This is a genomic window from Pseudomonas sp. NFPP24 (assembly GCF_900112095.1).
Taxonomy (GTDB): Bacteria; Pseudomonadota; Gammaproteobacteria; order Pseudomonadales; family Pseudomonadaceae; genus Aquipseudomonas; species Aquipseudomonas extremorientalis.
Map to the genome: position 1 here is coordinate 1 of NZ_FOKD01000013.1, position 14,183 is coordinate 14,183.

13 protein-coding genes are annotated in these 14,183 nt (G+C 60.8%); 9 read left to right on the plus strand and 4 right to left on the minus strand.

Annotated elements, in window-relative coordinates; translation table 11 throughout:
* Together BM026_RS23860 and BM026_RS23865 are read left to right on the plus strand one after the other, a co-directional pair.
* Window positions 1-624 (plus strand): RHS repeat-associated core domain-containing protein (locus BM026_RS23860; RefSeq protein WP_139217575.1); only part of this gene is annotated, 624 nt, incomplete at its 5' end.
* Window positions 621-941 (plus strand): contact-dependent growth inhibition system immunity protein, encoded by a 321-nt coding sequence (locus BM026_RS23865; RefSeq protein ID WP_093530329.1) that lies wholly within the window; start codon window positions 621-623, stop codon window positions 939-941. The genes BM026_RS23860 and BM026_RS23865, both read left to right, overlap by 4 nt.
* A 166-nt stretch (window positions 942-1,107) precedes the next feature.
* Here the strand turns inward: BM026_RS23865 and BM026_RS23870 are convergent, their stop codons facing one another.
* Window positions 1,108-2,337 (minus strand): M20/M25/M40 family metallo-hydrolase, encoded by a 1,230-nt coding sequence (locus tag BM026_RS23870; protein WP_093530331.1) that lies wholly within the window; start codon window positions 2,335-2,337, stop codon window positions 1,108-1,110.
* 405 nt (window positions 2,338-2,742) lie between these two features.
* Here BM026_RS23870 and BM026_RS23875 point away from each other — a divergent pair, with 405 nt between their 5' ends.
* From BM026_RS23875 to BM026_RS23890, 4 genes are all read left to right on the plus strand, one after another.
* The gene (locus BM026_RS23875; protein WP_092250889.1) at window positions 2,743-3,483 is read left to right on the plus strand and encodes a response regulator; all 741 of its coding nucleotides are present in this window, start codon (window positions 2,743-2,745) and stop codon (window positions 3,481-3,483) included.
* Entirely contained in the window at window positions 3,480-4,784 is a 1,305-nt protein-coding gene (locus BM026_RS23880) for an ATP-binding protein (RefSeq protein ID WP_071490715.1), read from the plus strand. Before BM026_RS23875 ends, BM026_RS23880 begins: the two co-directional genes overlap by 4 nt.
* Before the next feature lie 186 nt (window positions 4,785-4,970).
* Window positions 4,971-6,221, plus strand: a complete 1,251-nt coding sequence (locus BM026_RS23885) for a ribonucleotide-diphosphate reductase subunit beta (RefSeq protein ID WP_093530333.1) — start codon at window positions 4,971-4,973, stop codon at window positions 6,219-6,221.
* Window positions 6,222-6,358: 137 nt separating this feature from the next.
* Window positions 6,359-6,847, plus strand: a complete 489-nt coding sequence (locus tag BM026_RS23890) for a DUF1289 domain-containing protein (RefSeq protein WP_092249136.1) — start codon at window positions 6,359-6,361, stop codon at window positions 6,845-6,847.
* A 1-nt stretch (window position 6,848) separates the two neighbouring features.
* Here the strand turns inward: BM026_RS23890 and mdeB are convergent, their stop codons facing one another.
* Entirely contained in the window at window positions 6,849-9,515 is a 2,667-nt protein-coding gene (gene mdeB / locus BM026_RS23895; protein WP_093530335.1) for an alpha-ketoglutarate dehydrogenase, read from the minus strand.
* 191 nt (window positions 9,516-9,706) lie between these two features.
* Here mdeB and BM026_RS23900 point away from each other — a divergent pair, with 191 nt between their 5' ends.
* The 3 genes from BM026_RS23900 (at window position 9,707) to BM026_RS23910 (ending at window position 12,449) form a co-directional block, all read left to right on the plus strand.
* A complete protein-coding gene (locus BM026_RS23900; protein ID WP_093514471.1) occupies window positions 9,707-10,621 on the plus strand; it encodes a class I SAM-dependent methyltransferase in 915 nt (304 codons plus the stop codon).
* A gap of 149 nt (window positions 10,622-10,770) precedes the next feature.
* Window positions 10,771-11,490 (plus strand): phosphatidylcholine synthase, encoded by a 720-nt coding sequence (gene pcsA / locus BM026_RS23905; protein ID WP_058427603.1) that lies wholly within the window; start codon window positions 10,771-10,773, stop codon window positions 11,488-11,490.
* Window positions 11,491-11,669: 179 nt separating this feature from the next.
* The gene (locus BM026_RS23910; RefSeq protein WP_092249127.1) at window positions 11,670-12,449 is read left to right on the plus strand and encodes a TSUP family transporter; all 780 of its coding nucleotides are present in this window, start codon (window positions 11,670-11,672) and stop codon (window positions 12,447-12,449) included.
* Here BM026_RS23910 and nudC read toward each other — a convergent pair.
* Together nudC and BM026_RS23920 are read right to left on the minus strand one after the other, a co-directional pair.
* Window positions 12,417-13,250, minus strand: coding sequence for an NAD(+) diphosphatase (gene nudC / locus BM026_RS23915; RefSeq protein ID WP_093530337.1), 834 nt, complete (start codon window positions 13,248-13,250; stop codon window positions 12,417-12,419). The two genes, BM026_RS23910 and nudC, sit on opposite strands and share 33 nt — an antisense overlap.
* A gap of 5 nt (window positions 13,251-13,255) precedes the next feature.
* Complete coding sequence (locus BM026_RS23920; protein ID WP_093530339.1) at window positions 13,256-14,068, minus strand: crotonase/enoyl-CoA hydratase family protein; 813 nt, start codon at window positions 14,066-14,068, stop codon at window positions 13,256-13,258.
* Window positions 14,069-14,183: the final 115 nt, after the last annotated feature.

The following is a 14,183-nucleotide window of genomic DNA, read 5'->3' on the forward strand; positions in this document are numbered from 1 at the left end:
GCCTACGGGGAAATCACCCGCCTCGACATCGGAAAAGTCGACAACCCGCTGCGTTTCCAGGGTCAGTATTTCGATCAGGAAAGCGGACTGCACTACAACCGCCATCGCTACTACAATCCGGATGTTGGTCGGTACCTGACGCCGGATCCGGTGAAGCTGGCGGGAGGGATCAATGCCTACCAGTACGTACCCAATCCGACTGCGTGGGTAGATCCGCTAGGACTGAGTTGTAAAGTTGTAAATTGCCCTGGCGGCGTACTAGAAGCACATGAAAATGCCGGCGGGCACTTAATTGAAAAGCATGTTGCACAGACGGAAGCACAACTGATTACAAGGCTAAATCTGGAACCGCACATACCTGCAGCATCAACGTTCAAAAACCTAGAAGAAGCAGAAGCACTAGTATCTAGGAGCTTAAAAAAACATCGGACCGAAATTTTAGAGTTCTTAGAAGGAGAAAATAACAAACATCTAATCAAAGACAGCTCTAACCGGCCCGTAGGCGTGAGTATTATTAGAGGCACTGAAACCCCCATACCCGTTTACAATTTCATTTTAGTTCTGAAGAAAAGAGCTAATATGCCGGATGGCTATCTATTACTGACAGGATACCCAGAAAAATGAATACTCCACTGACAGAGTTGCAGCAATTTTTCGGCGCTTACTTCAATCAAGATTGGACACTTGAACACTCATCAGCTGACGAAGTCATTGACTCCTTCCTACTTGACTCATCAGAAAGCACAATAATAATTGTAAAAAATGAAATTCTAGCACTATTAAATAACTATACAGACGAGTCCACCCTTCAAAATAACTTACTACACGAGCAGCACTGTTATTACTACTACCCCAGTCAATGGGCTTCAGGACGATCATGGTTGAATCACATTATTGTGAAATTTAATGAGCACTTGGTAAAACAAGAAAATCCTGATTGAAAAGCACCCTGTGGTGAGCAGGCTTGCCCTGCGTTGGGCCGCGAAGCGGCCCCACTCCAGGCGATGAGTGTTTTCTGATAAACCGGCATTGTCTGTTTTGGGGCTGCTACGCAGCCCAACGCAGGGCAAGCCTGCTCACCACAAAAGGGTGTCAATCAGCGGAAAATCACCGCTTCGAAAGCTCTATAATCATCCGACTCAACAAGTAAACCCGCGGCGCCACACTCTCCACCTCCGCATACTCCTCCGGCGTATGAATATTCCCGCCAACAATCCCAAACCCATCCAACGTCGGCGTGCCTACCCCGGCTGACAAGCTGGCATCCGCCGCACCGCCACTGCCTTCAATCGTCAACGTCTTGCCCAACTCCCCATAAATCCCCTGGGCAATCGCCACCAGCTTGTCCGACTCCGGCGTCTGCGGCATCGGTGGCAGCCCACGCTGCAGGCTGGTCTTCACTTCGGTCTCGGGGATCAGCTTGTTGGCCGACACCCGTGCCAGGTCCTTCTCGATGCGGTCAAACTCTTCCGGCAATGCCGCGCGCACGTCGGCCTTGGCGGTGGCCTGGTCGGGAATGACGTTGGTGCGGTCGCCCGCCTTGATCACGGTGAAGTTGATGGTGGTTTTCTTCTCTGCATCCCCCAGCTTGCCCAGTTGCAGGATCTGGTGCGCCGCTTCCATGGCGGCGTTACGGCCGAGTTCCGGGGCGACGCCGGCGTGGGCGGCTTTGCCTTTGACTTCGACCACGGCGGTAGCGCTGCCTTTGCGCCACACCACCAGGCCATCGGCCGGGCGCCCGGGTTCGAGGTTGAGGGTGACGTCGTGGGCCTTGGCGGTTTGGCGGATCAGCTCGGAGGCGGCGTCGGAGCCGGTTTCTTCGCTGGCATCGAGCAGGAAGGTGATTTGCGCGTAGTCCTTGAAGCCCTGGTCCTTGAGGACTTTGAGCGCGTAGATGCCGGCGACGATGCCGCCTTTGTCATCCATCACGCCGGGGCCATAGGCGCGGCCGTCCTTGATGTGGAACGGGCGCTCGGCGGCCGAGCCTTCCTTGAACACGGTGTCCATATGGGCCATCAACAGGATTCTGGCTTTGCCGGTGCCCTTGAGGGTGGCGACCACGTGGCTGTTGTTGGCGGCTTTGTCCGGCACCAGCTCGATGGAAAAGCCCAGCTGTTTCAGCTCATCCACGGCGATGTCGCGCACTTGGGTCAGGCCCGGTTCATAACCTGAGCCCGAGTCGATATTTACCAGGCGCTCCAGCAGTTTCAGGGCGTCGGCCTTGTAGTGTTCGGATTGGGCCTGGATCTGTTTATGGGGCTCGGCGCTGTAGGCCGGCACAGCGAAGGACACGGCCAGGGTGGCGGCCAGGAGGGTACGGCGGAAGGTGAAGAGCATGAACCGATCCTTGTTTTTGTTGGAAGGTGCCGTGACACCCTACCCCACAGACTGATCGCAACCAACCCTCGCGCACCGCACCGCCACACCCAGCAACAGAGCAGCCGTGATGCGTTGCATCAGAGGGCGTGAGCAAGTGCACCCTCAACGAAGCCCTCGACCGCCTGCGCGGGCGCAACCTGCTCGCTTCCAGCCAAGGCCGTGTCTATTCACTAGAAATATTAGAAATTTATTAGTACATAACCGTTTATCGGCTATGCAGCGGGATAAAACCTGTCGCACCAGCCTTTTTGCTTCGTCATGTATCTCCTTATCGCCAGATACACTGCAATACAAAGGGTACAAGGCAAGGCCGGCGCCAGTGGCTAGACTGCGCCCCAACGAGCATTTAACGAGGAAGGCAGCATGGATCATGTCGATCACATCCTGATCGTCGATGACGACCGGGAAATCCGCGAACTGGTGGGCAACTACCTGAAGAAGAACGGCTTGCGCACCACTGTGGTCGCCGACGGCCGCCAGATGCGCAGCTTCCTCGACACCACCCCGGTGGACCTGATCGTGCTGGACATCATGATGCCCGGCGACGACGGTTTGCAGCTGTGCCGCGAGCTGCGGGTGGGCAAGCATAAAGCCACGCCGGTGTTGATGCTGACCGCACGCAACGATGAAACCGACCGCATCATCGGCCTGGAAATGGGCGCGGACGATTACCTGGTCAAACCGTTCGCCGCCCGTGAGCTGCTGGCGCGCATCAACGCGGTGCTGCGCCGCACGCGGATGCTGCCGCCGAACCTGGTGGTCAGCGAAACCGGGCGGCTGATCCGCTTCGGCCGTTGGCGCCTGGACACCACCGCCCGCCACCTGCTCGACGAAGACGACACCCTGGTCGCCCTGAGCGGCGCCGAATACCGCTTGCTGCGGGTGTTCCTCGATCACCCCCAGCGCGTGCTCAACCGCGACCAGTTGCTCAACCTGACCCAAGGCCGCGACGCCGATCTGTTCGACCGTTCCATCGACCTGCTGGTGAGTCGCCTGCGCCAACGCCTGCTGGACGACGCCCGCGAACCGGCCTACATCAAGACCGTGCGCAGCGAGGGCTACGTGTTCTCCCTGCCGGTGGAAATCCTCGAGGCCGAGCAATGACCTTAAGGTTTGGCTGGCCGCGTACCCTGGCGTCACAGTTGTCGCTGATCTTCCTGATCAGCCTGGTGTGCGCCCATGGCTTGTCCTTCAGCGCGCAGTTCTATGAGCGCTACATCAGCGCGCGCACCGCCATGCTGGGCAACCTGGAAAACGACGTGGCCACCTCGGTGGCGATCCTCGACCGGCTGCCCGCCGACGAGCGCGCCAGCTGGCTGCCGCGCCTGGATCGGCAAAACTACCGCTACCTGCTCAACGCCGGCGAAACCGGCGAGCCGATGCGCAGCGACGACGTGCCCATGGCCGCCACCTCGATTGCCGATGCATTGGGTGAACACTACGCGCTGACCTTTCGCGACATCCCTGGGATGCAGAAGCACTTCCAGGCGCACCTGACCCTGGCCGACGGCAACCCGATCACCCTCGACGTGCGCCCCTCCATGCTGCCCGTCGCGTACTGGCTGCCGGTGGTGCTGGTGCTGCAACTGGCGCTGCTGCTGGGCTGCACCTGGTTCGCCGTGCGCCTGGCCATCCGCCCGCTGACCCGCCTGGCGCGCGCCGTGGAGACCCTGGACCCTAACGCTCACCCCACGCCGCTGGACGAAACAGGCCCCACCGAAGTAGCCCATGCCGCGGTTGCGTTCAACGCCATGCAACAACGCATCGCCGAATACCTGAAGGAACGCATGCAGATCCTCGCGGCAATTTCCCATGACCTGCAAACCCCGATCACCCGCATGAAACTGCGCGCCGAATTCATGGAGGATTGTGCCGAACGCGACAAACTGTGGAGCGACCTCGGGGAGATGGAGCACCTGGTGCGCGAGGGTGTGGCCTACGCACGCAGCGTCCACGGCGCCACCGAAGCCAGCCACCGCATCAACCTCGACGCCTTCCTTGACAGCCTGGTGTTCGACTACCAGGACATGCACAAACAGGTGAGCCTCAGCGGCAAAAGCGCGGTAGTTCTCGACACCCGCCCTCACGCCCTGCGCCGGGTGCTGGTGAACCTGGTGGACAACGCCCTCAAGTTCGCCGGCGCCGCGCAACTGGAGGTCGGTTCGACCGCCGATGGCGAGCTGTCGATCAAGGTGCTCGACAACGGCCCGGGCATTGCCGAGGACGAACTGGTGCAGGTGATGCAGCCGTTCTACCGCGTGGAAAGCTCACGCAACCGCGGCACCGGCGGCACCGGCCTGGGGCTGGCGATTGCCCAGCAACTGGTGGTGGCGATCGGGGGCTCGTTAACGTTGAGCAACCGGCCGGAAGGTGGGTTGTGCGCGCAGATCAAGATCAGCCTTTAAAGCAGGCCAACGTGATTGCTGCACGTTGACCAGTCTTGTTACACACCATATAGTGTGCCCACAAACAGATCAGACCACTACATAGTGTGCGGTCTCGGTATTTACCGACCACATTATGGGCAGTATTTCAATGCCTTGAAGCCTGCAAAAACACTTATTTTTCGAATACCAGGAAGGAGCATTTCCATGCTGAGTTGGGATGAAGTCGACAACGAAGACACCGGTGCAGCGGTGATCAAGGGCGCCAACGCCGGCCACGCCAGCGAAGCCAACATGGACCGCCTCGACGGTGCGGGCGCCGCGGCTGCGCTGGAAGCCCGTAACGTGACCGCCAACGACTCCGCCGCCATCGTGCGCGCCAAGGCTGCGCTGGACAAACTCGACGTCGCCGAAGGCCTCGCCGAACTCGAAGGCGCCTCCGCCCGCGTCGCCGTTGACGAAAAGCGCATGATCAACTGCCGCGCCGACCTCAACCAACTCGTGCCGTTCAAGTACGACTGGGCCTGGCAGAAGTACCTCGACGGCTGCGCCAACCACTGGATGCCGCAAGAGGTCAACATGACCGCCGACATCGCCCTGTGGAAAAACCCCGAAGGCCTGACCGACGACGAACGCCGCATCGTCATGCGCAACCTAGGCTTCTTCTCCACCGCCGACTCCCTGGTCGCCAACAACCTGGTGCTGGCCGTGTACCGCCTGATCACCAACCCGGAGTGCCGCCAGTACATCCTGCGCCAGGCCTTCGAAGAAGCGATCCACACCCACGCCTACCAGTACTGCATCGAATCGTTGGCCATGGATGAAGGCGAAATCTTCAACATGTACCACGAGATCCCATCGGTCGCCAAAAAGGCCGCCTGGGGCCTGAAGTACACCCGCTCGATCTCCGATCCGAAGTTCGAAACCGGCACCGTCGAAACCGACAAGGAACTGCTGCGCAACCTGGTCGCCTACTACTGCGTCCTGGAAGGCATCTTCTTCTATTGCGGCTTCACCCAGATCCTGTCCATGGGCCGTCGCAACAAAATGACCGGCGTCGCCGAGCAGTTCCAGTACATCCTGCGCGACGAGTCGATGCACCTGAACTTCGGTATCGACGTGATCAACCAGATCAAAATCGAAAACCCACACCTGTGGGATGCCGAGATGAAGGAAGAAGCGACCCAGATGATCCTGCAAGGGACGCAGCTGGAGATCGAATACGCGCGCGACACCATGCCGCGTGGGGTGTTGGGCATGAATGCGGCGATGATGGAGGATTACCTCAAGTTCATCGCTAACCGTCGTCTGTCGCAGATTGGGTTGAAGGAAGAGTACCCAGGGACGACTAACCCGTTCCCGTGGATGAGCGAGATCATGGACTTGAAGAAAGAGAAAAACTTCTTCGAGACCCGTGTGATCGAGTACCAGACTGGCGGCGCGCTGAGCTGGGACTGACTCCACATGTGGGAGGGGGCTTGCCCCCGATGACGTTCGTTCAGCTCAAGCTTCAGTGACTGATGCACCGCAATCGGGGGCAAGCCCCCTCCCACATCGGTTGCGGTGCGCGATAAATCTTTGCAAATTGCCTTCTTATGCCCAATCAAACCATCAAGACCCCCTGCATAGGCCTGTGTTCCACCGTCTACGGAGACCTGGTCTGCCGCGGCTGCAAACGCTATCACCACGAAGTGATCCAGTGGAACGGCTACAACGCCGAGGAAAAACAGGCGGTGTGGCTGCGCCTGGAGCAACTGCTGGTGCAGGTAATGGCCAGCAAGCTGCAGGTGCTCGACGCGCACCTGCTGCGCCAGCAACTGGAGAATCGCAAGATCCGCTTTGTGCCGCACCAATCGCCCTATTGCTGGGCGTACCAGCTGATTGCGCGGGGGGCTAGAGTGATTTCCAGACTGGAGGCGTATGGGTTGGGGTTGCTGCCGGAGTTTCGCGAGCGCAGCCTGGCGGATCTGCGCGATGCGATTGACCGGGAGTTTTTCCTGTTGTCCGAGGCGCATTACGAGCGGTATATCGCGCCGGGGTTTATCAGGGAGGCTTTTGGGCCTCCACTGATAGCCAGCTTTTAACTCAGCCGTTCCAGGCGGCTCCGCGCTCAGTCTGCACGTTGTAACGCTCGATAGCCTCCTGGCACACCCGCGCTTGCAGATGCCCCTGCTCCACCAACGCCGTCAACGCTGCCAGCACGAGATGATGGCGATCCACCTCAAAGAAATCGCGCAACGCCGCCCGTGTATCACTGCGCCCGAATCCGTCAGTACCGAGCACGGTGTAGCTGGAATCCAGATATGAACCGATCATCTGCGGCACAGCCCGCACGTAGTCGGACACAGCCACCACCGGCGCGCCCTTGGGCAAGCATTCAGCCAAGTGGCTGACACGTGCCTTCTGCTGCGGATGCAAGCGATTCCAGCGTTCCACCTCCCGCGCTTCCCGCGCCAGTTCGCTGAAACTGGTCACGCTGAACACCTCGCTCGCCACCTGCCAATCCTGCGCCAGCAACTGCGCCGCCGCTTGCGCCTCGCGCACCAGCGTGCCGGAACCCAACAGGCGCACCTTGGCATCGACCGTACCTTGCAAGCGATACATGCCCTTGATGATCGCCGTCTCCACGCCTTCCGGGAGGCTCGGCTGCGGGTAGTTTTCGTTCATCAGGGTCACGTAGTAGAACTCGTCCACATCGTGCTCCAGCATCTGGCGCATACCGTGGTCGAGGATCACCGCGAATTCACCGGCAAACGCCGGGTCGTAGGCGCGGCAGTTGGGCACGGTGGCCGCCGTGAGGTGGCTGCTGCCATCCTGGTGCTGCAAGCCCTCGCCACCGAGGGTGGTGCGCCCGGCCGTGGCGCCGAGCAGGAAGCCACGGGCGCGCTGGTCGGCCGCGGCCCAGATCAGGTCGCCGACGCGCTGGAAGCCGAACATCGAGTAATAGATGTAGAACGGCAACATGCGCAGGCCATGGACTGAATAACTGGTGGCCGCGGCAACCCAGGAGCTGATGGCGCTGGCTTCGCTGATGCCCTCCTCCAGGATCTGCCCATCGGTGGCTTCGCGGTAGCTGAGGATCGAGCCGATGTCTTCCGGCTCGTAGCGCTGGCCGACGCTGGAATAGATGCCGATCTGCTTGAACAGGTTGGCCATGCCGAAGGTGCGCGCTTCATCGGCGACGATGGGCACGATGCGCGGGCCCAGGGCTTTGTCCTTGAGCAGGTTGGTGAGCATGCGCACGAATGCCATGGTGGTGGACATTTCCTTGCCGTCGGCGGCCGTGGCAAAACCGGCGTAGCCCGATACCGCCGGCACGGCGACAGGCGCGGCGGCCTGGCTGCGACTGGGCACGTAGCCGCCCAATGCGTTGCGCCGCTGGTGCAGGTAGCGCAGTTCGACGCTGTCGTCTGCCGGTTTGAAAAAGCTCAGGGACTCGGTCTGCTCATCGGTCAGCGGCAACTGGAAGCGATTGCGGAAGGCGATCAGTGCATCGCGGTCGAGTTTCTTCTGCTGGTGGGTGGTCATCTTGCCCTGCCCGGCTTCGCCCATGCCGAAGCCCTTCTTGGTCTGGGCCAGGATCACCGTGGGCTTGCCCTTGACCTGCCGCGCCGCGTGGTAGGCCGCGTGAATCTTGACCATGTCGTGGCCGCCACGCTTGAGGCGGTCGATCTGTTCGTCGCTCAGGCCCTCGACCAGCCGGGCCAGGGATTCACTCTGGCCAAAGAAGTGTTCGCGGTTGTAGGCGCCGTCCTTGGCGGCAAAGGTCTGGAATTGGCCGTCAACCGTACTGGACAAGGTGTTGACCAGCGAACCGTCGGCATCCTTGGCCAACAACGCATCCCAGTCCGAGCCCCACACCAGTTTGATAACGTTCCAACCGGCGCCGGCAAACAAGGCTTCCAGTTCATCGATGATGCGCCCGTTGCCGCGCACCGGGCCGTCGAGGCGTTGCAGGTTGCAATTGACCACCCAGGTGAGGTTGTCCAGGCCTTCACGGGCGGCCAGGGTCAAGGCGGACATGCTTTCCGGCTCGTCCATCTCGCCGTCGCCAAACACGCCCCAGACGTGGCGGTCAGTGGTGTCCAGCAAGCCGCGATGCTGCAAGTAGCGCATGAAGCGCGCCTGGAAAATCGAACTGATGGGGCCGATCCCCATGGAACCGGTGGGGAACTGCCAGAAGTCCGGCATCAGCCAGGGGTGGGGATAGCTGGACAGGCCGCGTGCGCCTCCCTTGGGCCCGCCGATCTCCTGGCGATAGTGGGCCAGGTCGGCTTCACTCAAGCGGCCTTCAAGGAACGCCCGCGCATAAATGCCAGGCGCGGAATGCGGCTGATAGAACACCAGGTCACCGCCAAAGCTGTCGCTGCGGGCACGGAAGAAATGATTGAAACCTACCTCGAACAAGTCTGCCGCGCTGGCGTAACTGGCGATATGCCCGCCGAGTTCGCCATAGGCCTGGTTGGCGCGCACCACCATGGCCAGGGCGTTCCAGCGCACCAGTGAAGCCAGGCGTTCTTCGGTGGCGAGATCGCCCGGAAACGCCGGCTGCTGCTCGACGCGGATGCTATTGATGTAGGGCGTGCCGTGGCGCGGTTTCCAGTCAATGTGCGGGGCACTGGCATCCTGGGCCAGCACATCGAGGATCTGCCGCGCCCGTGCCGGGCCGGCGTTCGCCACCAGTGAGGCGAGGGCGTCGCGCCATTCATCCAGCTCTTGCTGGTCAATCACCGCTGTCGTGAAACCGTTCATGGGCACCTCCAGGCTTTTTTTCCAGTTTATGTCGGCACCGAAGGATTTTTTGCCTGTTCTCAAGCGCTGATTTCAGCATTTTGAGCATGAATCACTGCCAACTCACTTTTTTGCAGCACGTTGTGCTCAAGCCACCCGCAACCCTGCAACTGTGTTTAAAATGCCGCCCGCTCAATCAATGACGTTTAACGATGAACCCAGAAGCACTCGCCACCCTGCACGCTCATTTGCTCGCTGCCCTGCAGACTCCGCCGAGCGAAACCCGCCGCCTGTTCCACGGCCGTGGTCGTTGCTGGCCGGGCCTGGAGCAACTGACGGTGGACTGGTTGCAAGGCGTAGTGCTGGTGTCGTTGTTCAAGGAGCCCGACGCGGCACAACTGGACGCCCTGAAACAGCTGCTGCACGGCCAGTTCGACCGTTATACCGTGGCCCTGCAACACCGCTACCTGCCGCAAAGCACCACCGAATGGCTGGTAGGTGAGCCCGTCGAAGAGCAGATCATCGTCGAAGGCGGCCTGCGCTACCTGATCGACCTGGGCAAGAAACAGAATAGCGGGCTGTTCCTCGACATGCGTCATGGCCGCAACTGGGTGCGCGAACAGGCCAGGGGCATGCGTGTGCTCAACCTGTTTGCCTACACCTGCGGGTTTTCCGTGGCGGCCATCGAAGGCGGCGCCGAGCATGTGGTGAACCTGGACATGGCCCGCGGCGCCTTGAGCCGTGGCCGCGACAACCATCGTCTCAACGGTCATGACCTGAGCAAGGTGAGTTTCCTGGGCCATGACCTGTTCAAGTCCTGGGCCAAGGTTACCAACAGCGGCCCCTACGACCTGGTGATCATCGACCCGCCCTCGTTCCAGAAAGGCAGCTTTCTGCTGACCAAGGACTACCAACGTGTGCTGCGCCGGCTGCCGGATTTACTCACGCCACAGGGCACCGTGCTGGCCTGCATGAACGACCCGGCCTTCGGCGAAGACTTCCTGATCGACGGCGTGACCCGCGAAGCGCCGGGCCTGAACTTTGTGGAGCGCCTGGCAAACCCGCCGGAGTTTCCGGATATCGACCCGCAAAGTGGCCTGAAGGCACTGGTGTTCCGCCAGGGTTGATGCCGAAATGTCTTACGCTTGCTACGCTAAGTGATACGCCGGGGTGGTGAACCTTCTTACCCCCTTCCCGGTCGATACCTGCATTCCCCGGCCAGACTCGACGGCGTCACGTTGTCGGCTGCCCCGTTTCACCTTTTGGAGAACCGCCCGTGATATCGACCCTGCATGTAGCCAGACTCAAAGCCTGGGGCGCCCACGGCTTCACCGCCACCGGTGTGGTATTGGCCTTCCTGGCCACCCTGGCGCTGCTGGAAAACTCGCCGAAGGCCTGCCTGCTGTGGCTTGGCCTGGCATTGGTGGTGGACGGGGTCGATGGCTCGCTCGCGCGCCGGGTGAATGTCAGCACGGTATTGCCAAGCTTTGACGGCTCGGTGCTGGACCTGGTGATCGATTACCTCACCTATGTGTTCATTCCCGCACTGTTTATCTACCGCTATATCGACCTGCCGGACTTTACCCACCTGTTCACGGTGTCGGTGATCCTGGTGTCGTCGCTGTTCTGCTTCTGCAACGTCAACATGAAGAGCAAGGACAACTACTTCGTCGGCTTCCCCGCCGCCTGGAACGTGGTGGCGCTGTGCGTGTATATCATCCAGCCGGAAGCCTGGGTCACCTTGCTCACCGTGATTGGCCTGGCGCTGCTGACCGTGACGCCGATGAAGTTCCTGCACCCGTTCCGGGTGAAGCGGTTCATGCCGATCAACATCGCGGTGACCACGATCTGGTTGCTGTGCAGCTTCTTGATGGTGGTGGATTACCCGAATACCAACCCGTGGACGTTTGGGTTGTGGTCGGTGATGTCGGCGTATTTCCTCGGGATTTGTATCTGGCGCACGGCGTTGGAGTGGATCGAAACACATCGATCGTAAGTCGACGCAGTAACAATGTGAGAGGGGGCTTGCCCCCGATAGCGGTGGATCAGCTACAGATGAGTTAGCTGGAACACCGCAATCGGGGGCAAGCCCCCTCCCACATTTGGATTTGCAGACTCCCCGCGAGTAAGATGGCGGCCTTTCGCATAGTGCCCTGCCAAGAATAAGCCCTGCCCATGCCCTTCGAACTCAGCGTAGACCTCACCACCCTCGCCATCCTGGCGGTGGTTGCCTTCATCGCAGGTTTTATCGACGCCATTGCCGGTGGCGGCGGCCTGCTGACCACACCCGCCCTGCTCACCGCCGGCATGCCACCGCATTTGGTATTGGGCACCAACAAGCTCAGTTCCACCTTCGGCTCGGCCACCGCCAGTTTCACCTTCTATCGCCGCAAACTGTTCCACCCGCGCCAGTGGGTGCACGCCATCGTTGGTACGCTGGTCGGCGCACTGAGTGGCGCCGTGGTCGCCCATTATTTACCGGCCGAAACCCTGAACAAAATGCTGCCAGTGATTGTGTTCGCCTGTGGCCTGTACCTGCTGTTCGGCGGCACGCCCAAGGCGCCGCTGGATGCCGACGCGCCGATCAAGAAGAAGTGGCAAGCCACCCAGGGCTTCGGCCTGGGCTTCTACGATGGCGTGGCAGGCCCGGGCACCGGGGCGTTCTGGACGGTGAGCACGATGCTGTTGCACCCCATCGACCTGGTGAAGGCCAGCGGCGTGGCGCGCAGCATGAACTTTGTCAGCAACGCAGCGGCGCTGACGGTGTTCATCGTCAATGGTTCGGTGGACTGGATCGTCGGCCTGGCCATGGGCGTTTCAGTGATGTGCGGCGCATTCTTTGGCGCACGCAGCGCGATCAGCGGCGGCGCCAAATTCATTCGCCCGGTGTTTATCACCGTGGTCCTCGGCCTGACGGTGCGTCTAGCCTGGCAACACTGGTTCAGCGTGACCTAGTCGACGGGCCAGGTACAGGTCGATCAGGTAACGCGCAATCGAGCGTGACGCCGGCAACGGCGGCAGGTCGTGGATGTTGAACCACTGCGCGTCCTCAATCTCATCGGCCTGGGGCACGATGTCGCCACCGGCGTACTCGGCATGGAAGCCCAGCATCATCGAGTGCGGGAACGGCCAGCACTGGCTGCCCATGTACTGGATGTTCTTGACCTCCAGCTGCACCTCTTCGCGGACCTCGCGGACCAGGCAGTCTTCGGCCGACTCACCCGGCTCGGCAAACCCCGCCAGGGTGCTGTAGACCCCCGTGACAAAGCGTGGCGAACGCGCCAGCAGGATCTCGTCGCCACGGGTCACCAGCACGATCATGCTCGGCGAGATCCGCGGATAGCTGCGCAGGTCGCAGGCCTGGCAGTACATCGCGCGTTCCCGTGGCACCTGGACCATGGCCTGGCCGCAACTGCCACAGAACCTGTGCTCCCGTGCCCAGGTACCGATCTGCGCCGCATAGCCCAGCACTTTGTACAAGGTGTGATCGCCTTGCAGCATGAAGCCGCGCAGGCCCTGCCAACTGCAGCCCGGCACTTCAGCCGCCGAGTCGAGCTCCAGCAGGTACACCGGCTCGCCATCGAGGTGGCCGATGCCATGCTCGGCGAACACCGACAGGTCCTGGCGCTTGAGCCATTCCCTCGGGAACAGCGGGCCATTGGTGTCGTGCAAAAAGCCGTCGCGGCTGCGGGCGACGGCCCAGCCGCCAGGGGTGTCGTTGTCCAGCAGCGTTGTGGTAATCCAGCCTGGGGTCATGTCAGTCAATCCACGAATTCGGGTTTCTGCTTGCTCATATGGGCCGCGATGGCCACACGCAGGTCGTTGGATTGCAACATAGCCGAGTTCCAGGTGGCAACGTATTCCAGGCCGTCATTGACTGTATGGTCACGCATATAGCTGATCATGGCCTTGGTGCCGATGACCGCAATCGGCGATTTGCCGGCGATTTCATGGGCAATCTCCATCACGCCGGCCAACAGGCTGTCCTGATCGGCGTAGACGCGATTGACCAGGCCGATGCTGCGCGCCTCCTCGGCGCCGAACTGGCGACCGGTGTAGGCCAGCTCGCGCAGCATGCCGTCGCCGATGATGCGCGGCAGACGCTGCAGGGTGCCGACGTCGGCGGCCATGCCGATGTCGATTTCCTTGATCGAGAATTGCGCACCTTCGGCGGCGTAGCGCATGTCACAAGCGCTGATCAGGTCGATGGCGCCGCCGATGCAATAACCCTGGATCGCCGCCAGCACCGGCTTGCGGCAGTTGTCGACGGCGTTGAACGAGGCTTGCAGTTCGAGGATCTTGCGCCGCAGCAGGCGGGCGTTGCGACCGACATCCTTGCCAAAGTCATTGGCGACCGAGGCCAGCATCATCAGGTCGATGCCGGAGGAGAAATGCTTGCCGGCGCCGCTGAGTACCACGGCGCGCACGGCGTCGGTGTCTTCGACCCACTGGAAGATGTCGATGATTTCGGTCCAGAACGCGGCGTTCATCGCGTTGATCTTTTCCGGGCGGTTGATCTGCACATGGGCAACGTTGCCGGTGAGTTCGACGACGAAAGCTTGGTATTCGGACATGGCAGTGATCCCTGACTGGCGAGTGATAAGGCCCGAACTATAACAAGTGTGTGTGACGGCACATCGGCCAAAAACGGGACGGGCAAACGTAATGGAATGTTGTGGGCGCACGGTT

Coding starts and splice junctions, on each gene's coding strand:
- BM026_RS23865 (WP_093530329.1), top strand. CDS start 621: ATGAATACTCCACTGACAGAGTTGCAGCAATTTTTCGGCGCTTACTTC.
- BM026_RS23870 (WP_093530331.1), bottom strand. CDS start 2,337: ATGCTCTTCACCTTCCGCCGTACCCTCCTGGCCGCCACCCTGGCCGTG.
- BM026_RS23875 (WP_092250889.1), top strand. CDS start 2,743: ATGGATCATGTCGATCACATCCTGATCGTCGATGACGACCGGGAAATC.
- BM026_RS23880 (WP_071490715.1), top strand. CDS start 3,480: ATGACCTTAAGGTTTGGCTGGCCGCGTACCCTGGCGTCACAGTTGTCG.
- BM026_RS23885 (WP_093530333.1), top strand. CDS start 4,971: ATGCTGAGTTGGGATGAAGTCGACAACGAAGACACCGGTGCAGCGGTG.
- BM026_RS23890 (WP_092249136.1), top strand. CDS start 6,359: ATGCCCAATCAAACCATCAAGACCCCCTGCATAGGCCTGTGTTCCACC.
- mdeB (WP_093530335.1), bottom strand. CDS start 9,515: ATGAACGGTTTCACGACAGCGGTGATTGACCAGCAAGAGCTGGATGAA.
- BM026_RS23900 (WP_093514471.1), top strand. CDS start 9,707: ATGAACCCAGAAGCACTCGCCACCCTGCACGCTCATTTGCTCGCTGCC.
- BM026_RS23910 (WP_092249127.1), top strand. CDS start 11,670: ATGCCCTTCGAACTCAGCGTAGACCTCACCACCCTCGCCATCCTGGCG.
- nudC (WP_093530337.1), bottom strand. CDS start 13,250: ATGACCCCAGGCTGGATTACCACAACGCTGCTGGACAACGACACCCCT.
- BM026_RS23920 (WP_093530339.1), bottom strand. CDS start 14,068: ATGTCCGAATACCAAGCTTTCGTCGTCGAACTCACCGGCAACGTTGCC.